This is a genomic window from Gillisia sp. Hel1_33_143, assembly GCF_900104765.1.
Lineage (GTDB): Bacteria > Bacteroidota > Bacteroidia > Flavobacteriales > Flavobacteriaceae > Gillisia.
This window is the reverse complement of sequence record NZ_LT629737.1, coordinates 2,580,972-2,603,024: the sequence shown is the minus strand read 5'-3', so window position 1 is coordinate 2,603,024 and position 22,053 is coordinate 2,580,972. Positions and strand designations below refer to the sequence as shown.

The following is a 22,053-nucleotide window of genomic DNA, read 5'->3' as shown; positions in this document are numbered from 1 at the left end:
TCAAGCTTTATCAATATACGATCTAAGAAAAATTATGGCAATTAACCCATTAAATAGAAAGAACATAAAAATAAGCATTGGGATAGGCATTTTTCTTTCCATTCTTGCCTTCTTTTTTATTCCAAACCTGGATATCAACACACTTAAGGTAATCTATCTTAACAGGGATCAATCTTTGGACGAAACCTTTAGGATTATTACAAATTTGGCGTACCCGATAGTCTTTAGTATTCCTGTTTTTGTATTAATAAAGGGATTGATAAAAAAGGAAATAATCACAATCCAAAATATGCTGTATGTCATCATTTCAATTTTTGTTGCAGTCGTTATTGTTACGTTGTTTAAGTATGGCTTCAACAGAACAAGGCCATTCATTATCTATGATTATTTAGAAAAAACCAAAGAAAGTTTAAGCCCTTCATTTCCCTCTGGTCATACAACGCTAACATTTGCTATGGTGGCTGCCCTGGTTAATGTATATAAAAAATGGTTTTTAAAATTGATTTTATTTATCTGGGCAATATTGGTAGGCTATTCCCGATTGCATTTAGGTTTGCATTATCCGAGTGATGTATTGGGCGGAATTATTATTGGGGTATCATCTGCTTTGCTTTGTTATAAAATGAGGCAAAATCTCATTAATAAAAAAAAGTTGCTTTTAAGCTCTGATTTCAAACCCCTTTAAGATATGATAGAAAATTTAAATTCATTGGACACCAAGCTTTTCCTTTATCTTAACGGAAAGCACAATGCTTTTTTTGATCCGATTATGTATTGGGCAAGTGATAAACTGTTTTGGATACCCTTTTACACTGCAATCGCAGCTCTTTTGATTTGGCACTACAAAAAAAGAAGTATCCCGATTTTCCTTGCCATTGGGATTCTTATTACTTTGGCAGATCAAATAGCCTCGCACCTTATAAAGCATACGGTAAAACGCTTGCGGCCATCTCATAATTCGGCATTGGAAGGATTGATACATTTGAGCAAAGCCGGGCCGGGAGGCCAATATGGTTTTGTGTCGTCCCACGCGGCCAATGCTTTTGCCCTTGCTGCATTTTTATTTTTCATTTTACCAAAGAAATTCAATTGGTTAAAATGGATATTGGGCTTTTGGGCATTATTGGTTTCCTACAGTCGGATATATAATGGTGTCCACTATCCGGGTGATGTAATAATAGCGGCTTTGGTAGGAATAGGTTTAGGCTATTTAATGAGTAAATTGTATTTTTTCTATAAGAGTAAAGCAGAAAAACAGTTTTCAAATGTTTAAAAATATAACCCGTCTGGTCTGGATACTTTCCCTGGTAAGTATGTTTGCCGATATCGCAAGCGAAATGCTGTATCCCATTATTCCCGTTTATCTTCAAAATATTGGGTTTTCCATATTTTTAATAGGTGTTCTGGAAGGACTAGCCGAAGCGACCGCAGGACTTAGCAAAGGCTATTTTGGAAACTGGAGCGACAGGATAGGAAAACGGATGCCCTTTGTACGGGTGGGCTATTTTTTGAGCGCGCTCTCCAAACCGATGATGGCCGTTTTCGTTTATCCGATCTGGATATTTTTTTCAAGGACTATTGACCGCCTCGGGAAAGGTTTTCGTACCGCCCCAAGGGACGCGCTGCTTTCGGGAGAGGCCACATTAAAGACCAAAGGGCAGGTATTTAGTTTTCATCGGGGCTGGGACACCTTGGGCGCGGTATTCGGCCCTGCACTCGCACTACTGTTTTTATATTTTTATCCGGGCCAACTTAGGTGGCTTTTTTATATTGCTTTTGTTCCGGGGATTATTTCGGTAGGCATTACCTATTTTAGAAAGGAGAAACCATTGCCAACAAAAAAGCAAAAAAGTTCCCCAGGGTTCTTTTCATTTTTTAAGTATTGGAAAATTGCAAGCCCCACCTACAAAAGGTTAATTGTGGGGCTTATTACTTTTTCCCTTTTCAATAGTTCGGATATGTTGTTATTGCTCAAGGTAAACGAGGCCACGGGAAGCGAAAACAATGTCCTTATGGTCTATATCTTTTATAACCTGGTCTATGCCCTTGCCGCATTTCCGCTTGGTTTATTGGCAGACCGTATCGGTATAAAAAAGATTTTCCTTTTTGGACTGATCCTTTTTTCGGGGATTTACTTCGGAATGGCAGAAGCGGGAAACAATACCCTTTTTTATGTTCTTTTCGGGATTTATGGAATTTATATGGCAGCCACCGAGGGCATCTCAAAAGCGTGGGTGGCCGGCCTGGTCAAGAATGAGGAAGTGGGCACGGCAATGGGGCTTTTTGTTGCATTGCAAAGCATCGCTTTAATGGTTGCAAGTGCATTTGCAGGATTGTTATGGACATTTTACGGGGCATCGGCCACCTTTCTGCTTACCGCAATAATGAGTATCTTAGTATTTCTGTTTATGTTGTTTTTTGTTCCCAAAACCAAAAATAAAATGGAACATCCACAATAACTTTTTTAATTCAAAAATAAATAGATATGGCGTACAAGAAAATTTTAATTGCCGTGGATAGCAGTGAGTATTCAATGAAAGCCGCTAAAAAAGGCTTGGAACTCGCTCATCAATTAGGGGCTAAAGCAGCATTGCTTTTTGTAATCGAAAAATCGAAAGCACTTGGCAATGTAGATGCCGGGATCACACACGAACAGGCCTTGATCGTATTAAAGAAAGAGGCCGAGCAAACCTTGGATGAATTGGCCCAAATGTACAATGGGAATGAGCTTTTAAAATTTATGCCCGAGGGCAATCCGGAAGAGGATATCCTAAAAACCGCACAAAACTGGAAGGCCGATCTACTTGTACTGGGAACTCACGGAAGGACAGGGTTAAAACATCTTTTGATGGGGAGTGTTGCAGAACGGGTGATGCGCCATTCCAATATTCCGGTAATGATGGTTTCTTGAAAATTGGAATTAACACATTTAGCTTTTATTCTGAACTATTTGATTGGGGATACGCTTTTAAAAATCCAAAAACCGATAAACGCCCAAATCAAAATGATTATGCCCCCGATTACCCAATTGTTCTTTTTGTTCCAATTATAGTCCTTTGCCCTTGTCAAACACTCCGCTTTCACATCATCACGGATAAGCCTGAAAGCGAAATAAATGCCTATCGGCAACAAAATTAGATCGTCCAAATAGCCAATTATCGGGATAAAATCTGGAATAAGGTCTATGGGGCTCAGGGCATAGGCAATGATTAAATATCAATGCCTTGGCATACCAAGGTGTTCTTTTATACTTATAGGCCAAATGCAGTAGCACCAATTGTTGCTTTAACTTTTTTGCCCAAGCTTTTAGTTTTTTCATAATTATACAGAAAGTATTCAGATGCTAAAGGATTAGCACACAAAAAAAGACAACAAATAAAATTTGAATCTTTTTATTGTTTTTTAGTTTAAGATATTCATATATCTTTGTTCTCACGGATAAAATCGGTGCAAAGGTTACCTATTCGGTTACCTCGATTTATTGAAATAGACTAAGTGTCTGGTTATTAAAATATTGTCAAGTGGCAAGTTAGTTCTGCCACCCCGACCACTAAAAGCCTTGAACAAAAGTTCAAGGCTTTTTTGATTTTATAATTTTACTACTAGTTCAAAAAATACTAGTTATTAGCGCTATTTACTTTCCTTTTATATTAAAAGTAATTATAGATTTTATAGTTGATTCTAAGTTATTATTGATTCTTTCAATTTCACCATTCTTAAATTCAATCTCAAGGTACTGGTCATAGATAATAAAACATTCAGAAAAAAAAGACTATTTCAAAATATTATATATATCTGTTCTTCGTAACGGTTTACTGAAAAAGCCTTTTAAAAGATCATGTTCTTCACTTTTCAACATATCACTTTTGTCTGTAGAAGAAGACACCAAATAGATAGAAAATTTAGTATCATCATATAATGTAGAATTTCTAAGTTCTTCTAAAAATCCCCAACCATCAAGAACAGGCATATTTATATCTAGTAGAATAGTAATTTCAAAATTACTATTGATTTCTAAATTCTGCAGATTTTCTAATCCTTCTTTTCCATTATCGCATTCAAAAATTAGAATAGATTCATCTATACTTTTTATGGTTTTAGCGACAATCATCCTATAGATAAGATCATCATCAATTATAAAAATTTTCTTTTTCATTAAGCTAATCTATTCTTGATCCAGGCTATAAGTTTCTGTTATTATCTTTTTAACAATAGCATCCATCTCATGGGTAGAGATTTTTAATTGCTTCAACCAAAATGAAATCTCGTCAAAACTCTCTGGTTGCTCTTCTAATAAATTAATAACCGCTAATATTCTGGCTATAGGTGCACGTACCACATGAGATTGTGTCCATGCTATTTTCTTTAAAGCTAAATTAGAGCGCTCAAGTTCTTGAGTATGTTTTTCTAAGAGTTTCTCATATCTCACTTTTTGAGTAATATCTGAAGAGATTCCTATCATTCCAGATAACTTATTATTTTCATCGTAGGTTGGAGAATTGGTAATTAGAGCCGGAAAACTAGAACCATCTTTTCTTTGAACTACAAATTCTCCAGACCAAGTTTGACCCTTTTTCAACATTTCCATGACAACTGTAGCTTGTTCAGCATTAGTATCAGGAATTGTGAGCTCCATAATATTTTTTCCTAATACTTCTTCCATTTTCCAACCATAAATAGTTTCTGCAGCCCTGTTCCAATAGGTAACTTCTCCTTCAATATTAGTTGCAACTGCAGCTTGCCCTATAGTACTTAATAGATTGGCTTTAAATTTATTTTCTAATTCAGATTTCTTACGCTCTGTGATGTCCTGATAACTTCCGTATATTCTGGTGCGTTTATTATGGACTTTGTCACATTTACCTATAGCTCTGGCCCAGCGTTTATGCCCTTTAGCTGTGCGCAATAAGATCTCTTCGTCAAATTCAATTCCATCTTCAACGAGATGTTCTATTGCTTTTTTTATTCTTTCTCTACTCTCTCCTATATGAAATTCTATCCCTCCGGTGAGCGTAGGATTATAGTTATCTTCTATTTCTAAAATTTCGAACAGCATCGGGGACCAATACATGTTATCTCCTGTTTGATTTACCAAATCTAGTTCCCAACTACCTATTCTTGCAATTTTAGTAACAAGCTCTAATAATTTTTCATCTTTTGTTTCTTGAGTAACATCTAATATAACCGCATTAAAAAGAATTGTACCATCTGTTAAAAATATTGGCGTACCATTACATAAATGAATTCGAACTTCCCCATTGGGCATTATATATTTGAATCTGGTAGTCCATTTAGATTTAGATTTTATAGAAAGTGCAAGACTCTTTCTTACTTTTTTAATCTCCCCTCCTGCAATAATTCCATCCCAGATCAATCTTGAATTCTTAATTAAATCTTCCGCAGGAAATCCCCATACTTCTTGAGAACCCTTATTTATGTATTTGAAATTATCTGAGCCATCAGGAAAGATGAGATACTGAAATACTACTCCAGGTAAGTTATCTGCCAAAGAATTAAGTCTAATTTCTGCCTCTTTCTTATCGTTGATATTTTGAGTACTCCCATAAATACGCTTACATTTCTCATCTACAAACTCTGCAGCTCCAATTACACGTACCCACAGCTCCTTTTTTGTAGTGGTAAGAATTACGGCCTCAAAATCAAAAGGCTCTCCGGTTTCAATACATTTTTGAATTGTAGTTTCTACAAATACCTTAAAATCTTGACGATAGAAATCTATAGCCTTAGAAACACTTGGAGTAAAATTTTCAGGATCTGTTTCATGCAATTTGTGAACTTCTTCAGACCAATAGATTTCATCATTTAAAAAACCAACTTCCCAACTTCCAATTTTACCTAACTGACTGGTTTGTTGATTAAGTTCTATTAAAATCTTTTCTTCGGTAATATCTCTAGAATTTGAAACAATTCCCTCTACGGCGGGATTATCTAACATGTTGGTAAAAACTGTTTCTATCCAACGCCATTCCTTTTTATGATTCTGAATTCGGAAAGTGTCTAAAACTAATTTATTTTCAACCTTGATCTTTTTTAAACAGGTTAAAATCTTTTCTTTATCACCTGGATGAATAAGATCTATTATATTTTTGGAGAGAAATTCCTCTTGTGAAATCCCTACTATTGAAGAGTTTGTAGGACTTGCATATTTATAATTTCCATGAACATCTAAAATGGCTATAAGATCTGAACCTTCTTGTACCAAAGCTTTAAAACGTTGCTCACTTTGTTGGACCTTCTCTTCCTGCTCCATGATCTCTTTACCATCTCTTGCCGTAGAATAGAATAGCCTGGATGCTGGATCCCATTTTACAGACCAAAGGTTGTAAGCAATATCCCCATTTTTCTTTATATATCTATTCTTAAAAGCTGTTACAGTTTGGCCTTCTTGAATATAAATAAGTTTTTGTTTAGTTTCAAGTAGATCTTCCGGCATTATCAAATCCTTATAAGGTTTTCCCAAAAGTTCTTCTGGCGTATAGCCCCAAATATCTAATGCAGCTCCACTTATATATACAAAACGTCCCTGTTCATTTACCGTACAAAATACATCTAAAGAGGCATCTATTAATTGATTAACTTCAGATTTGTGCTTAACAATCTTTGAAATATCGCGAGATTGGCAAGCTATTGCAAAAAGCTTATCATCATCACCTAATAAAGGCTCAAATGAAATCTGGCCGTAATAAATTTCATTGGTATCTGGCAGAGAGTAGTGTTCTTCAATCTCAAAAGCTTCTCCATGTAGAGCTCTTCTGTAGTACTGTCGCCATTTTATGGTATAATTCTCATCAAAGTCTTCTATAAAAGCCGTTTCATTAAGTTGTTGTTCTTTTCCAGTAATATTTCTTACTATGTCTAAATATCGTTGATTAGCGTAAATCAATCGGTAATCTAAATCGATCATCCATATAGGATCTTTATTTTGATCAAGAAAAATATTAGGGAAATGAGATTTGCTCATAAAATGAGTGATTATTCTAGTAACAGACTTTAAACATCAAATTAGTTCTTAATCTACTACTTATTTATCAATGTTCAATAATAATAAAAAAATTATGAATTGTTTAAGGCGTTGCATTATTTCGACATAAAATTAAGTTTCCTTAATAATTTTATCATTCAATTTCACTTTATAAGAAAAGCAGATTGAATATATTTAAACACTCTATTTTAATTACTTTCATCTAGTATACATTCAAAAATTTAGAGAATACTGAAATTTGAAATGTCTAATGATTTTTGGAACCTTTTTGTGTAGGAACAAGTTTAGCTAATGCGGTCAATCCGCTTAATACACCCTCCATTAATTTAAAGCTGGTTGTATTTTCTAGAGTAGCATGATCCATATTTACAGATCTTTTAAAATTAATATATCCAAATACCTCTTGAGCAGCTTGTTTTCCAGACATTGCTGCTTGCTCCATAGTTGGTATCTTCCATTTTCCCGGAACACTCACTACTTCTCCTGCAAGAAAAACTCCTTTTGTAGCAGTAGTCACAGAAACTTCTTCATCCCCTGCCGATCTCACATAAATTTGAGAAAGATCTACCCATCGTTTTCCATTCTCTTGTAAAATTCCTAAAGATGCAGTCTCCAAATAAGAGTAATCCTCCCAGTTCTCTGTGTATTTGAGATATATAGAATCTATGCTAGCATATTTCATCATTAATTCTCTTTCTGATGCTGAGGTAATTCCTAATTGATACAAGATCTCATTTTTTGCTTCTAAAGGTGTGCACTCCATAAAGCGTTTTCCGTATAAGGAACCTTTATTAAAGGGAGAACTACAGGTAGCCGATAAATTATAAGGATAGGATCTTGGAAACTCCACGTTTTTCCAGAAACCATCCTGATGTTGGATTTGAAATACAATATTCCAGGGAGCATCAAAACTTAAATTATAAGATTTGCCTGTAAAATCTTTAAAAGTTTCAGGAATATCTTTCATAAGAAATTGCGTTCCAAAAGACCATTCGTCATCAAAAGGTTTCTTGATTTCCGGAAGCAAGCCTACCTTCCACATAACTTCATGAGGTACTGCCATAATACATGCATCAAATTCGTTAATGGCACAATGATTTTGCGTTGTTAAAACTACTTTATCTGTTGCTATATTATGTCTTATGTTGGTCAATCTGGTGTTATAAATAAATTTTACTCCACGCTGTTCTAATTTATGAACCAAGAGTTTTACAACTTCGGATGTTGGACGATTAAAACAATAAGATTTAGACTTTTTACCAGGTGGCAAATGCGGACTCTCCGTCATAGGTAAGAACATAAGTAAAAAGCTATCCATAATATCTACAGCTTTACTTTTCATTCTAGCTCCCGTTAAAATCCCAAACCAGTTAATAATGAATTGCTTGGTATGATCGTTAAAGTCTTCCACTCCAATAACATCTCCGGCATTTTTGTACGCGAGCTGATCTCGCTCTTCTTGAGATGCGTTGGTATGATGAGCTATTTTCTTTGCAAGTGTCATCATATCAATTAAAGACAGATCAAACGTCTTTACTAAATCCTTAAATGTCTCTAATTTTATTGGTTCTGTTCTATCTACAGCTACCTTTTTACCGGTTTTACTTTCGTAAAAGATATAGGTATCTACTGCTGTAAGAGTACCTAAAATTCCTGCACGATAAAAAACATCAAAAAGCGCAAAATAAGTTGATGCTAAAGCACGTATAGAATGTTCTTCGAAGAGATCTTTCTCTTTATTATAGAATCCTTTCATTTTCCCACCGCACGAGTCACTTCCTTCAATCACGGTTATATTTAGATCCTGCTTTTCACTAAGCTCAAATGCAGCAACTAAGCCTGAAATTCCTCCGCCAATAATTGCAATATCTTTCTTTTTAGATTCCATAATCAAATAAATTTTAATGACTGCAACTTAAATTAAATGTGTTTTATTCTCTCTTAAAATATATGAAAATCATTTTCTCTTTCAAAACATAAAATTAGTTCTCTTATTATTTCAAAAAGTATATAAATTTATAATACTATTAAAATTTATATTTGGAATATCAATAAATTAATAATATAATATACTGAATACTAGTTGTTTATAAATTTTTAAATGATTTTAATGTTAAGAATGATGGTTTTCAACATCAATTCATTTTGACATATTTCAAAAAGCAGTACCTTCATCACGTCCTTTTTGAACCATATTTTAGGACAGATTACTATGAAAATACCTACTTTAAAAATCACACTTCTCCTAATTATGGCTTTAACTATTTTAAGCTGTAATAAATCTAAACCTGAAGATTCTTTAAAAAATATAGATCAAGAAAATCCGGCATTTACTAAATCTAAATTAGAATCTGAAGCGGAAATCAAAAGAACTTACTGCTATTTAAATGAGCAACCTTATAAAGACGATGCTTCCAAAAAAGATGTTTTAGAGCTAATTCTAAATATAACAGGTAAGAATGTGGAAGGATTTTACAATTGGAGACCCGCACTTAAAGATCAAAGAAAAGGTAGTATACGTGGAACTATAGAAGACAATGTAGTGACTGCTAATTATATATTTACTCAAGAAGGACGTGAAGATTCTACTTCTCTAAAAATTATTTTGAATGATAAGGAGGCAGTGATAGAAGGTGGAGATACTGCTTTAGGTCTTAATGCCATTGTAACCAGAACAGATTGCCGTTAAACTAATTTAGCGATACTATATTAATGTTAACCTTATGGCCAATCTTAAATTGATTGGCTTTTTTTATTAAATTATATTTAATAAAATCCTAAAAGAAAACTTATGAACTTAGAAAAATATATAGACCATACCCTTCTTAAGCCAACGGCAACCCAAGAAGAAATCAAGACCCTTTGTATTGAGGCTCAGGAATATAATTTTTATGCCGTGTGTGTTAATGGTTCTCATGTAAATTTCTGTAAAGAAATTCTTAGAGAAACAGATATAAAAATAGCTGCAGTAATAAGTTTCCCGCTCGGCGCCATGACCACTAAAGCCAAAATATTTGAGGCAGAAGAATGTTTAAAGAACGGTGCAGATGAAATTGATATGGTTATTAACATAGGTTGGTTAAAATCTGGAGAAATAGATAAGGTTACTTCAGAGATAAGAGATCTAAAAAAAGCAATTGGAGATAAGGTTCTTAAAGTAATTATTGAAACCTGTTATCTTACAGATGAAGAGAAAAAAATAGCGTGCAAAGCTGCGGTAGATGCTAAAGCAGACTATGTTAAAACCTCTACTGGGTTTGGCTCAAATGGCGCGAGTATTCAGGATATAATTCTTATGAGCTTGGCAGTAGCTGGAAAGGCAAAAATTAAGGCCTCTGGAGGTATTAGAGATGCCATAACTACAAAAGAATATATAAGCTTAGGTGTGAGCAGAATTGGTACCAGCTCTGGCGTTAAAATAGTAAAAACGCAATAGCGGTGATAAGGACTTGCTATATAACATTTTGAAAATAATATCAGATAGCAATTCTATGAAAGCCTATAAATCCTATAAAACTTGAGTGAGACCTTATAATTTTACCAAAAATTAGATATCGATTTAAATAGCTTAAAAAAATTAATTTTTTTTTTCAACTCGTAAGTTCTGAATATTAAGTAATTAGAAGTTCAAGCTATAAAAAAAATAATTTTCCTTTAAAAAAGTCTTGTTTTACCGAGAAAGTCAACTATATTTGCAGCGCGAAATAGGTCGCGTAGCTCAGCTGGATAGAGCACCTGCCTTCTAAGCAGGCGGTCCCAGGTTCGAATCCTGGCGCGATCACTTCTTAATTAAAGCTCCTACTTTTAGGAGCTTTTTTTATGCTCAAATTTTAATGTTTTTTAATAAATTTAATGGCATGAGAAACACTACTAAATTTCGAATTCTAGCAGCATGCTGTTTAATTTTAGGAATTAGCATACATTATTTTTCAGATAATTCTATTCTTCACTTTTTTGCGGGTGCATTAGTTGGATTTGGAGTGATTACCGTTATATCTGGTAAAATTGGTTTTGGTTATAAATCATGAAACTTTTTAAAACAAATTCCAAGAATAAAGATTTCTTAAATCTTATCCGTTTATTAGATGAAAGCTTAAGAATTACAGATGGAGAAGATTTTGGCTTCTACAATCAGTTTAACAATCTGAAGCTAATCAAGAATGTAATTGTTGCTTATAAGAATGATAAACGTATTGGATGCGGTGCTTTCAAAAGATTTGATGAAAACACAGTAGAGATTAAGCGAATGTTTGTAGTACCAGACTATCGCAGTCAAGGTATAGCAGGTTCTATTCTAACTGAATTGGAATCCTGGGCAAGATCATCGGGATTTACTAAATGTGTGCTGGAAACAGGAATTAACCAGATAGCAGCTTTAGGATTTTATAAGAAAGCAGGATATCTAATAATTCCCAATTATGAGCAATATAAAGGTCTTAACACAAGCGTTTGTTTTGAAAAAGTATTGGCCCCTCAAAAATGAAGTTAAATAGGCTTACAACTGTTGCATCATTCTCTAATGTGAACATGTAGTTTTCCAAATTCAAATTTTAAAAGCTTCAATTAGCCATTTTAAATGGCTAATTTATTCTGATATAATGCACACAATTCTTATCTTGAAATAATTTTAAGCGAATATTAGAGATTATTCTACAAACTCTAAACAAACAGGTGTCTTTGCCTCTAATACTTCCCCTAAAGAGTTCAACATTCCTGTTTCTAAATCTATTTTAAAAGAACTAATACTTCCTGAATCTTGATTTGCTGCATATAAGAAATTCCCATCAGGTGAAATATTGAAATTGCGTGGTGTTTTTCCTTCTGTTGAAGTGTGAGCTATCAAACTTAATTCTCCATTTTCAATATTAATTCTAAAAACAGCAATATTGTTTGCTCCTCGGTTCGAGCTGTAAAGAAAATCTTTTGTAGGATGCAAATGTATCTCTGCTCCAGAATTATTATTTATAAATCCAGAAGGAAGTGACGAAATATTTTGAAGCAATTGAAGTCCGCCAGACTCTAATACTTGGAATGTACTTATACTGCTATTTAATTCATTCATAACATAAGCAAACTTTCCATCTTTAGAAAAAGATAGATGTCTTGGTCCTGCACCATTTGCAACTTCTGCAAACTCCTGCGCATTTTTAGAGAAAGTACCTTTCTGAGCATCCAGATTATAGATCCAGATCTTATCATTTCCTAGATCTGCTATGTAAGCATGCTTGTTATTTGCAGTAATATTAACTGAATGTGCATGAGATTCTTTAGGATTTTCAAGTTCTATTTTCTGTTTCTCTATCAGATTTCCATTTTCCTCTATCTCATACATCATCACAACTCCGCCCATATAATTGGAAACGAAGGCAAATTTTCCGGTTTTATCTATTTCAATATGACAAGGAGCAAAACCATGTGTAGAAAGTTGATTGATCTTGGTTAAGCTATGATCTTTATTGATCTTATAAGAAAGAACGAAACCACTTTCCGCTTCTTTATCATTAAGCTCACTTACAGAAAGTAGATACTTGCCGTCTGTAGATGCGCGCACAAAACTTGGATTTTTAAGTTTAGCTACTGTTGAGCCTAAAGTAAGTTTACCATTCTGTATGTTTTGTTGAAGAGTATAGATTCCTTCCGCTTTCCCATCTACAAATCCTTCATCTTCGGTATAACTTCCAACATACATCCAATTTAAAATTTTATTTTCCTGTGAATATGTAGTTTGTGAATAAATAGCAAATGCAACTGCAAAAATGTAACTGCTTTTAAAAATTTTCATTGAATTATTAATTTAAAGGATCTTAATATTAGCTGAATTTACAGCCACTTTTTACGTTTGAAATAGATGATCATTAATAGAAATATAGTGATCATTATACCCCAAAGAACAAAATAACTATATTTATAATGAAGCTCTGGGATATAGTCAAAATTCATCCCATAGATACCTGCAATAAACGTTAATGGAATAAAGATAGTGGCCATAATGGTAAGTACCTTCATCACTTCATTCATTTTATTGGATATAGTGGTCATATACATATCCATTAATCCCCAGGTCATTTCTCTATAAATATCAATATTTTCAGAAACCTGAATGGTATGATCATAAAGATCTCTAATATAATTGCGAGTCTTATCTTCTATTAGAACGCTATCAATTTTCTCTAATCTACTAATTACCTCTCGCAATGGAAATACAGCTCTTCTAATTCTTAAAATTGTTCTTTTTAGCTCCTGTATCTCAAAAGTAATATCATCATTAGGTTGAGCTTGAAATAGTTCATCTTCTAGATTTTCTATTTTATCTCCAATATGATCTATAACTTCAAAATATTGATCTATAATGGCATCTAATAAACAGAAGAGCAAATAATCTGTACCGTTATTTCTAATTCTTCCCTGGGCATTCACCAATCTGTCTCTAATACTATCAAATACATCTCCATTAGCTTCCTGAAAACTAAGTACATAATCTTTTCCCAAAACCAGACTTAGATGCTCTATCACAAGATCTTTATTATCTTTATCTACACTGTCTTTAGGAAAATAGAGCATCTTTACCACCACGAAGATATAATCTTCATATTCATCTATTTTTGGTCGTTGATTGGTGTTTACAATATCTTCTAGAATTAAAGGATGAAGTTCATAATACTTCCCCAGCTTTTCAATTTCTAAGGTATTATATAACCCATCAATATTAATCCAGGTATTATTTTCCTTGTTCTCAAATTTAAAGGCGTCTTCAGGATGGCTGGAGCTAAAACGCTCGTAATTCTTTTTGTTATAATCTATAACATCCAGTTTGGTCTCCGCAGATTCTTTTCTTCCAATGTACGTAACCGTTCCCGGCATTTGATTTAGCGCTTTGGTAGATTTAGGTCTACGTAGCAAATGCCTTTTGCGTTTAGCCATAAAATTAAATTTCTATAAAAGTATAAAACATTTTCATGTTATAAGGTTAGACGATGATTAGTTCTTGGTTTTATATTGGTTCTCTATTTACTTTAAATCTGATACTTAAACAATTAGAAAATAGCTAGGAAACTCTGATGTCTGTATAGATTATTTTGAAAAGGAACTCCTATTTTTGCATTATGGAAGAGACCAAACTTTTAAGCACATTTAAAGAATATTTTGGATATGATAGTTTTAGACCTTTACAAAAAACCATAGTAGATTCGGTATTTGAGGGAAAAGACAATTTAGTGATTATGCCAACCGGTGGTGGAAAATCTATTTGTTTCCAGCTTCCAGCAATCTTGTTGCCACAAATTACCTTGGTGATCTCCCCATTAATTGCGTTAATGAAAGATCAGGTAGATGGTCTTACCGCCAATGGAGTTCCGGCCGCATTCCTAAATAGCAGTCAGTCTGAAACAGAGCAACAAGAGATCTTTCATCAAATAGATACCAATCATTTAAAATTATTATATGTAGCTCCAGAAAGTCTTCAGGTTATAGACAGATTTTTAAGTGACGGAAAAGTAAGTTTAATCGCTATAGATGAGGCACATTGTATTTCTAGCTGGGGTCATGATTTTAGACCAGCGTACACTCAGCTTGGATATTTAAAGAATCGCTTCCCCTCTACTCCAATAATTGCTTTAACAGCTACTGCAGATAAAGCAACTAGAAAGGATATATGCAATCAGCTTAATATTCCAAATGCAAAGAAACATATTGCTTCTTTTGACAGGAAAAATTTAAGTCTAGATGTTCGTCCAGGAATAAAGCGTTTTGATCAAATTCAGGATTTTATTGAAGGTCGAAAAAACGAAAGTGGCATTATTTACTGTTTAAGCAGAAAGACTACAGAAGAAATAGCTTCTAAACTTAAAGCTTCAGGAATAAAAGCAGAAGCATATCATGCCGGGATAGGCCATGATGAAAGAACCAAGATCCAGGACGATTTCATCAATGATACAAAACAGATTATCTGTGCCACGGTAGCTTTTGGTATGGGGATAGATAAATCTAATATTAGGTGGGTAATACATTATAACATGCCCAAGAATTTAGAAGGCTATTATCAAGAAATTGGTCGTGCAGGAAGAGATGGCTTACCATCAGACACTATGTTATTCCATAGTTATGCGGATGTATTACAATTACAAAAATTTGCCTCCAACTCCGGGAATGAAGATGTACAATTGGCTAAGCTAGATAGGATGAAACAGTATTCTGAAGCATTAACATGCCGAAGAAAGATCTTGCTAAGCTACTTTGGAGAACTCAAACAAGAAGATTGCGGAAACTGTGATATTTGCAGAAATCCTCCAAAGTTCTTTGATGGAACCATCCTTGCTCAAAAAGCATTATCCTGTATCTATAGATTACAGGGAAAAGAACCAATATCGGTAATTATAGATATCCTTCGTGGAGCACAAAATGAAGCGGTGCTTCAGAAAAATTATAATAAACTGTCTACTTACGGCATAGCTAAAGATTTATCTTGGAGAGATCTTCAGCAATATATAATTCAGCTTATAAATATTGGATATATAGAAATTGCTTTTCATAAACACAATCACCTTCAGCTAACTCCTTTGGCTAAGAATGTGCTGTTCGAAAAGGCCAAAGTGCAATTGGCACATATTCCAGATCAAAAGGAAATTCAGGAAACTCGAGAAAAGAAAACGCAAAAAGCTGATAATTCTTTATTTGAAAAACTGAGAAAGCTTCGTTTAAAACTCGCCCAGGAAGAAGATATTCCGGCATACCTTATTTTTAATGATGCCACTTTAAAAGAAATGGAAAAACAGCGACCAATGACCGATGAAGATTTTATGGCCATTAACGGTGTAGGGCAAAAGAAAATGCAAGATTATGGATACCAATTTATCAAGGAAATAATAGCATTTAGTAAAGAGAAAAGACAAAAAAAAAAGTCTAAAAAAGGGAATACGCACCTTGTTACTTATGAACTTTATAATGAAGGGCTAAGTGTAGAAGAGATCTCTAAAAAGAGAGAATTAGCTAGTACTACTGTTTACTCTCATCTGGCAAAACTTTATGCAGATGGAAAAGATATCGATTTACACAAGTTCCTAACCAAAGCAGATCTAGATGCGGTGAAAAAAGCTAAAGTGACACTAGAAGATCCAAAGACACTAAAACCTTATTACGAGCATTTTAATGAAGCCTTAGATTATTGGACTATAAGATTTGCCTTGACAGTTCTGGAAAAAGAAGATAATTAAAAAATTCACAATGTAAACTTTCAGTTCGAGCGAAGACGAGTAAGACAGTGAAACCAAATTATAGATTAAAATAAACTTTCGAGTTTATTCAAAGTCAATCTTGTGTAAGATCAAGCCGGATGCTGGCGCTATATAATTGGTAATAATATTGTTGTTTGGAGATAGACTCTCTTTTAATTGCTGCAGGGTTAAATCACCTTTCCCTACTTGAATTAATGATCCCATCATAAGCCTTATCTGATACCTTAAAAACCCGGCTCCTTTAATGGTGAAGACATAACTAGTCTTTGGAAAGAAATTTGCTGTAAGCATGGTATTCACTTCAATTTCAGACAACAGAACTTCTCTCTCAAATATTGTCTTCTCTGTAGGCGCAGCACAGTAATTCTTAAAATAATGAATTCCCTGAAAGATCTTGGCTGCTTTCTGCATTAGCTCAATATCCAGATCATGTTGAAAATTAGCCATTAGAGGCGCACAGAACGGATGATTCTTTTCTCCATATGAGAACAAATAACAATATTCTTTTTGCTTAGGATGCTGTATGATATTGAACTTTGCATCTACCTCATCTATTTCTAACACCTTAATATCTGGGGGAAGGTTAAAATTGAATAATCTCATGAATTCCTCTTTATCTGAAAGTGGTTCTTCATCTAAGAATAATTCAAATGCCGCCAAATTTGCAGATACCATGGCATCTGTTCTACTTGAACCTAGAATTTTAAATTTTCTATCTGGAAGAATAAATTTCAAGGTCTTTTTTAAAAGTCCTTCCACAGTTTTAATCCCTGGTTGCCGCTGCCATCCATGTAAGCGATATCCTAGATATTGTAACTTAATAAGATAAAAAAAGCGTTTGCGTTGCAAGTTTGATGAATTATAATGTAAAAGAAATCCCTGAAAATTACTTTTCAGGGAGAATATATTATGCAAATTCCTGATTGATCTGTAGACGTAATTTTCTTGAATAATCTTCTTCCAGCCAATCTCTATAGTTCTTGGTACTCTTACTTATACAGTAAGAATATTGTTTAATTCTTGAAGAAATATCATCTTTAAGTTCCTTTGCAAGAATACGAGCATCAAATACATCTTCAGAATTTTCAACACATATCTTAACGTGCTGATCTAAAGACCATTCTAATACTGCCTTAGATTTAAGTCCTTTCTTAATAACAGTATCATAAGCCCCCTCTACATCAAAATCTACAGACTCTGAATTTGAAAATTGTTTTCGAAGATCTGGAGGCATCACATATTTAAATTCTCGTTCTATCTCTTCATCACTCAATAAATTTTCAAAATAGAAATCTGGAGAGCGAAATAGTTGTTTCCAATCTACTGGAGCGCTCCACTGCCCAAATCTGGCAACGTTATTACCTAGATCTATAACAGAAAATTCAGATTTATGCTTAAGGATCCTCGATCCACGGCCAATCATTTGGAAATATAACGTAAGAGATTTAGTTGCTCTGTTAAGAATTATGGTTTCCACAGAAGGTTCATCAAAACCTGTGGTTAAGATACTCACAGAAGTTACAATTGCATCTGGAGTATGTTTAAACCATTTTAAAATATCCTTTCTATCGTTCTTACTGGTAGTATTATCCAGGTGTCTAACAGGGTAACCGGCACTTTTAAAGGTTTCATAAACTTCTTTAGAAGTATTAATACCGTTATTAAAAATCAAGGTCTTCTTACCTTTTGATCGCTGTAAATAAGCATTCAAAAGTTTTTCCTGCATAGACATGTTAGAATACAGCTCTTCTGAAGATTTCACGGTATAATCTCCATTGATACCTACTTTTAAAGATTGCAGTCCTACATCGTAGCTATAAACTTTAGCTTGTGCTAAAAATCCTTTTTCTATAAGTGATGTAATAGAGTCACCCACAATAAGCTCTCTATAGTTATCCTTCATAGGAAGTTTGATATTCGAGCTTAATGGAGTTGCTGTAACTCCCATGATAAAGCTGTTATCAAAGAATTTGAACAATTTTCTAAAAGAGTTGTAGTGAGCTTCATCAATAATAACAAGACCTATATCATCAATTTCTAGCTTTTCATCATTCAATCTGTTATTCAAAGTTTCTACCATTGCCACAAAACACATATAATCTTGTTGGTCCGGTAGCTCTTTAACTTTACTATTAATGATCTTATTTAGTACTCCAAATTCTGCAAGCATTTTAGAGGTTTGCTTACAAAGCTCAATTCTATGAGTAAGAATTAAAACTTTTTTATTGGTGCGTTGTATGTATTCTCTAACAATTTGGGAGAAAATCACGGTTTTTCCTCCTCCAGTTGGTAATTGATAAAGTAAATTATATTTTGATGGGTGAGCATCAATAACATTAAAAATCTTATCTATGTCTGCTTGTTGGTAATCATAAAGTACTTTATCATTTTTCTTTTCTTCTAATCCAAAGGTTTCAACGGCCATATATCAAGTATTTCAGCAAGTTTGCAAAAATAGTGGATTTCTAAGCTAATTTAAAATGTTTAATCACTTTTTAAGTTTTAGTTTTTTACTTCCTTTAAAATCAGGAATTCAGTACCTTTATAATTCTTCAATTGATCTTGATATAATAACTCCCCCTTTAATTGATGCGGTATGAAAGGGGCAAAACAAAACGAAGTATTTTTTAGCACTACTATAAAGGAATGTACACTATTTAAGAAATTATCTTCTAAAGAGATAACATCCTTATTAGAATTGTTCCATATAGAAGATTGGCCTAAGGAAACGTGTATTATTAATCATAGAAAACTATTTTACCACTTTCATATCATTCTCTCAGGCCGAATAAAAATGTATCAGGTAGACACATTTAATGGCAAAGAATTAACTCTTTTCCTTTTGACAAATAATGATGTTTTCGATCTGTTCTGTTTACTAGACGGGTGTGAACATAATGTTTATTACGAGTGTTTAGATGATGCTAAAGTGCTTGCCGCTCCTATGGACACTTTAAGAGATTGGTTAAACAAAAATCCAAAACTTTATAAAAATTTTCTTCCTTATGCAGGTTCCCAGTTGAGAATGCTAGAAAATACAGTTTCTGATATGACATTTACCAATATTTCTACCCGACTTATAAAGTTGATTCTTAAAGATGTAAATAAAAGTTCCAAGAATTTAGAGCTCATTAATGATCTTTCTAATAAAGAATTGGCGAACCTAATAGGTTCTACAAGAGCAGTAGTAAATAGACATTTGCAAAAATTGAAGAAAAACGGGTGTATAAAATTATCTAGAAATAGGCTGGAGATAAAAGATCTTAATTTACTACTTCATCTATTAGAAAATCAAGGTGGGAAAAATTATTTGTGAATTACAGATGTTAAAATAAATATCTATGCTACCCAGGTAGAAAATTCAAAATTATTCTGGCTGTAAATTGGGCTTATAAACCAATTAAATATAGATATCATGAAAGCGATTATGTTTTATTTACTTGCAATAAGCGGTATTATTAGCTTGCAAGCACAGGAGATTATCGAACTAGATCCAGCAAATGTTAATTATTCTCAAACCACTTTCGTCAAGACCGGTTTGAATGAATATCAATTTAAAATTGACAAAGAGCATGCTGGAAAATTTACCAAAAACCCGATTGAATATGTTAAGAATAATTTTATAATCAATAAGTTTATTGCTGAAGTAGAAAATCAGGATTATGATTCTTATAAGGTAAACTTTAGAAGTTCCAAAGGGTTTTTGAATGCAAATTATGACAGAGATGGAAACTTAGTTTCTACTTTTCAACAATTTAAAAATGTATATATGCCCAAGGAAATTAGAGATGCATTATATCTTAACTATACAGGATGGTCTGTTTTAAAGAACAAATACGTTGCTAGCGGTAAGTTAGATCAAATTGACAAAGCAGCATATAAGATTAGATTGGAACGTGGGAACAAAAAACAAAATGTAAAACTGAGCCCGAATAATGCAAAGATCTCCGGAATTGTTTCTAATTAAGAAATAGGATTCTAAGGATTATGAAAAGAGGAACCAACTATTTGGTTCCTCTTTTTCAATTATTTAAACAGGTTTGATGATAGATATCTATCTCCTCTGTCGCAAATTATACTCACTACAATTCCTTCTTCTAATTCTTCACATAGCTTAACTGCTGCTGCGGTAGCTCCACCGCTACTCATTCCTGCAAAGATCCCTTCATCTGTTGCAAGCCTTCTGCTCATTGCAATAGCTTCTTCTTCATTTACTTCAATTACTTGGTCTACCTTAGAAGGATTAAAGATCTTAGGCAGATATTCTTTAGGCCACTTTCTAATTCCAGGAATACTAGCGTTATCTGAGGGTTGCACCCCAACAATCTGTATATTTTTATTCTGCTCTTTTAAATAAGTTGATGTTCCCATAATAGTTCCGGTTGTACCCATAGAAGATACAAAATGAGTTACCTTATGATCTGTATCTCTCCATATCTCGGGCCCAGTGGTTTTATAGTGAGCTTTCCAATTATCGTCATTACTGAATTGATTGAACATGAAATAAGCTGGATCTTTCAATTTAGATTCTGCATAGTCTCTAGCGCCTTCAATTCCAACATCAGAGCTTGTAAGCGTAACCTTTGCTCCATATGCCCTCATGGTTTGAACACGTTCTATAGTTGCATTTTCCGGCATTACTAGCTCTATATCTAATCCAAATATTCCTGCTATCATAGCTAAAGCAATTCCTGTATTACCGCTAGTTGCTTCAATTAGTTTTGATTCTTTATTAATAGCTCCTCTATCTAGAGCGCTTTTTATCATATTATAAGCAGCCCTGTCTTTTACACTACCCCCAGGATTTTGCCCTTCTAATTTAAAGTATAAACTAACCTTCGGATTTTTAATTAAAGTTTCTGCCTTAACTAATGGTGTATTTCCAATTAAATCTATAATAGAATTACTCATTTTTTACTGAATTTTTTATATTGATTTGTGGTGTATGTGAAACCATGGAACCTTCAGGAACAGACTTGGTTAACCAAACATTTCCTCCAATAATACTATTAGCACCTATATTAGTCTTACCCCCTAATATGGTGCTGTTTGCATAAATAGTTACATTATCTTCTATGGTGGGATGTCTCTTAGAAGCTCTTAAAGATCTATCCACAGAAAGCGCACCCAAGGTAACACCCTGATAGATCTTTACATTATTCTTAATAATGGTGGTCTCCCCTATTACTACTCCAGTTGCATGATCTATAAAGAATGGAACTCCAATTACTGCTCCCGGATTTATATCTGTACCTGTAGTACGATGAGCGCATTCAGACATGAGTCTTGGAACTAATGGAAGTCCAAATTTATAAAACTCATGACTAAGTCTATAAATTGCGATAGCGTAAAAACCGGGATAAGATAAGTATACTTCTTCTACAGAGTTTGCTGCAGGATCATTTTCTGCGATCCAGGCAGCATCTTTACTTAGTTTCTCTAAAAGATCCGGTAACAATTCACAATAAGATTTCCATATTTTACTACATGGAGATTCTGGTTTCCAACATACAAGATCTGCTAATTCTCCAAATTCAATTTCAAGAAGATTTAGATTTTTCTCAACCTCCGTATCCTGATCGAATAGCGTTAAAAATAACCTGCTGGTAAAAGCTTCGGTTCTTTGTTTAATAGCATATTTTAAATTTGGTAACTTCTTTTGAAGTTTGATCTTATCTATGACCTGTTCTTTATTCATATACTAAATTTGATGCAGCTAATATGTTCTTCTCATGAAATAGGTCGATTCTAAAGCTAGATAATAACATACTGAAATTCTTATAAATCAAAATTAGGGAATTGCTCTATAAAGATATGCTA

21 protein-coding genes and 1 tRNA gene are annotated in these 22,053 nt (G+C 33.6%); 12 read left to right on the top strand and 10 right to left on the bottom strand.

Annotation, left to right across the window (positions count from 1 at the left end; genetic code table 11):
• The first annotated feature begins 34 nt into the window (after positions 1–34).
• The 4 genes from BLT84_RS12080 to BLT84_RS12065 are packed head-to-tail and all read left to right on the top strand — an operon-like array spanning position 35 to position 2,911.
• Positions 35–685: a phosphatase PAP2 family protein gene (locus tag BLT84_RS12080; RefSeq protein WP_073100020.1), complete on the top strand. Its 651-nt coding sequence runs from the start codon at positions 35–37 to the stop codon at positions 683–685.
• Positions 686–688: 3 nt separating this feature from the next.
• Positions 689–1,273: a phosphatase PAP2 family protein gene (locus BLT84_RS12075; protein WP_073100021.1), complete on the top strand. Its 585-nt coding sequence runs from the start codon at positions 689–691 to the stop codon at positions 1,271–1,273.
• Entirely contained in the window at positions 1,266–2,459 is a 1,194-nt protein-coding gene (locus BLT84_RS12070; protein WP_073100022.1) for an MFS transporter, read from the top strand. The genes BLT84_RS12075 and BLT84_RS12070 overlap by 8 nt, the downstream gene beginning before the upstream one ends.
• A gap of 26 nt (positions 2,460–2,485) precedes the next feature.
• Positions 2,486–2,911: a universal stress protein gene (locus BLT84_RS12065; protein WP_073100023.1), complete on the top strand. Its 426-nt coding sequence runs from the start codon at positions 2,486–2,488 to the stop codon at positions 2,909–2,911.
• A 35-nt stretch (positions 2,912–2,946) separates the two neighbouring features.
• On the opposite strand, the gene BLT84_RS12060 is transcribed toward BLT84_RS12065, so the two are convergent.
• The 4 genes from BLT84_RS12060 to BLT84_RS12045 all read right to left on the bottom strand — a co-directional run bounded on the left by BLT84_RS12060 (position 2,947) and on the right by BLT84_RS12045 (position 8,891).
• Positions 2,947–3,177 (bottom strand): YkvA family protein, encoded by a 231-nt coding sequence (locus BLT84_RS12060; RefSeq protein WP_231929544.1) that lies wholly within the window; start codon positions 3,175–3,177, stop codon positions 2,947–2,949.
• Positions 3,178–3,772: 595 nt separating this feature from the next.
• On the bottom strand, positions 3,773–4,156 hold the full coding sequence (locus BLT84_RS12055) for a response regulator (RefSeq protein ID WP_091266094.1): 384 nt from the start codon (positions 4,154–4,156) through the stop codon (positions 3,773–3,775).
• A 9-nt stretch (positions 4,157–4,165) separates the two neighbouring features.
• Positions 4,166–6,982, bottom strand: coding sequence for a PAS domain S-box protein (locus tag BLT84_RS12050; protein WP_091266090.1), 2,817 nt, complete (start codon positions 6,980–6,982; stop codon positions 4,166–4,168).
• A 268-nt stretch (positions 6,983–7,250) separates the two neighbouring features.
• Positions 7,251–8,891: an FAD-dependent oxidoreductase gene (locus BLT84_RS12045; protein ID WP_091266086.1), complete on the bottom strand. Its 1,641-nt coding sequence runs from the start codon at positions 8,889–8,891 to the stop codon at positions 7,251–7,253.
• 324 nt (positions 8,892–9,215) lie between these two features.
• On the opposite strand from BLT84_RS12045, the gene BLT84_RS12040 reads away from it, so the two are divergent.
• From BLT84_RS12040 to BLT84_RS12020, 5 genes are all read left to right on the top strand, one after another.
• The gene (locus BLT84_RS12040; RefSeq protein WP_091266083.1) at positions 9,216–9,692 is read left to right on the top strand and encodes a hypothetical protein; all 477 of its coding nucleotides are present in this window, start codon (positions 9,216–9,218) and stop codon (positions 9,690–9,692) included.
• 102 nt (positions 9,693–9,794) lie between these two features.
• Positions 9,795–10,439: a deoxyribose-phosphate aldolase gene (gene deoC, locus BLT84_RS12035; protein ID WP_091266079.1), complete on the top strand. Its 645-nt coding sequence runs from the start codon at positions 9,795–9,797 to the stop codon at positions 10,437–10,439.
• A 271-nt stretch (positions 10,440–10,710) separates the two neighbouring features.
• Positions 10,711–10,784: transfer RNA gene (locus BLT84_RS12030), tRNA-Arg, on the top strand.
• A gap of 76 nt (positions 10,785–10,860) precedes the next feature.
• Complete coding sequence (locus tag BLT84_RS12025) at positions 10,861–11,031, top strand: hypothetical protein (protein WP_157717933.1); 171 nt, start codon at positions 10,861–10,863, stop codon at positions 11,029–11,031.
• Entirely contained in the window at positions 11,028–11,486 is a 459-nt protein-coding gene (locus BLT84_RS12020; protein WP_091266072.1) for a GNAT family N-acetyltransferase, read from the top strand. Before BLT84_RS12025 ends, BLT84_RS12020 begins: the two co-directional genes overlap by 4 nt.
• 162 nt (positions 11,487–11,648) lie before the next feature.
• On the opposite strand, the gene BLT84_RS12015 is transcribed toward BLT84_RS12020, so the two are convergent.
• Together BLT84_RS12015 and corA are read right to left on the bottom strand one after the other, a co-directional pair.
• A complete protein-coding gene (locus BLT84_RS12015; RefSeq protein WP_091266069.1) occupies positions 11,649–12,785 on the bottom strand; it encodes a lactonase family protein in 1,137 nt (378 codons plus the stop codon).
• 38 nt (positions 12,786–12,823) lie between these two features.
• Positions 12,824–13,924 (bottom strand): magnesium/cobalt transporter CorA, encoded by a 1,101-nt coding sequence (gene corA / locus BLT84_RS12010; RefSeq protein ID WP_034892570.1) that lies wholly within the window; start codon positions 13,922–13,924, stop codon positions 12,824–12,826.
• A 182-nt stretch (positions 13,925–14,106) separates the two neighbouring features.
• Between corA and recQ the strand changes: the two genes are divergently transcribed.
• Positions 14,107–16,212 (top strand): DNA helicase RecQ, encoded by a 2,106-nt coding sequence (gene recQ, locus BLT84_RS12005; RefSeq protein WP_091266066.1) that lies wholly within the window; start codon positions 14,107–14,109, stop codon positions 16,210–16,212.
• Positions 16,213–16,296: 84 nt separating this feature from the next.
• On the opposite strand, the gene BLT84_RS12000 is transcribed toward recQ, so the two are convergent.
• The gene (locus tag BLT84_RS12000) at positions 16,297–17,082 is read right to left on the bottom strand and encodes a tRNA pseudouridine synthase A (protein WP_091266063.1); all 786 of its coding nucleotides are present in this window, start codon (positions 17,080–17,082) and stop codon (positions 16,297–16,299) included.
• Positions 17,083–17,140: 58 nt separating this feature from the next.
• Positions 17,141–18,658 carry a DEAD/DEAH box helicase gene (locus BLT84_RS11995; protein ID WP_091266061.1) on the bottom strand — a complete coding sequence of 506 codons (1,518 nt, stop codon included), beginning with the start codon at positions 18,656–18,658 and terminating at the stop codon, positions 17,141–17,143.
• 171 nt (positions 18,659–18,829) lie between these two features.
• On the opposite strand from BLT84_RS11995, the gene BLT84_RS11990 reads away from it, so the two are divergent.
• Both BLT84_RS11990 and BLT84_RS11985 read left to right on the top strand, forming a co-directional pair.
• Positions 18,830–19,549: a Crp/Fnr family transcriptional regulator gene (locus tag BLT84_RS11990; protein ID WP_091266058.1), complete on the top strand. Its 720-nt coding sequence runs from the start codon at positions 18,830–18,832 to the stop codon at positions 19,547–19,549.
• A 99-nt stretch (positions 19,550–19,648) separates the two neighbouring features.
• A complete protein-coding gene (locus tag BLT84_RS11985; protein WP_091266056.1) occupies positions 19,649–20,200 on the top strand; it encodes a hypothetical protein in 552 nt (183 codons plus the stop codon).
• Between the two features lie 59 nt (positions 20,201–20,259).
• On the opposite strand, the gene cysM is transcribed toward BLT84_RS11985, so the two are convergent.
• Positions 20,260–21,144, bottom strand: coding sequence for a cysteine synthase CysM (gene cysM / locus BLT84_RS11980; protein ID WP_034892550.1), 885 nt, complete (start codon positions 21,142–21,144; stop codon positions 20,260–20,262).
• The gene (locus BLT84_RS11975) at positions 21,137–21,931 is read right to left on the bottom strand and encodes a serine O-acetyltransferase (RefSeq protein WP_091266053.1); all 795 of its coding nucleotides are present in this window, start codon (positions 21,929–21,931) and stop codon (positions 21,137–21,139) included. The genes cysM and BLT84_RS11975 overlap by 8 nt, the downstream gene beginning before the upstream one ends.
• Positions 21,932–22,053: the final 122 nt, after the last annotated feature.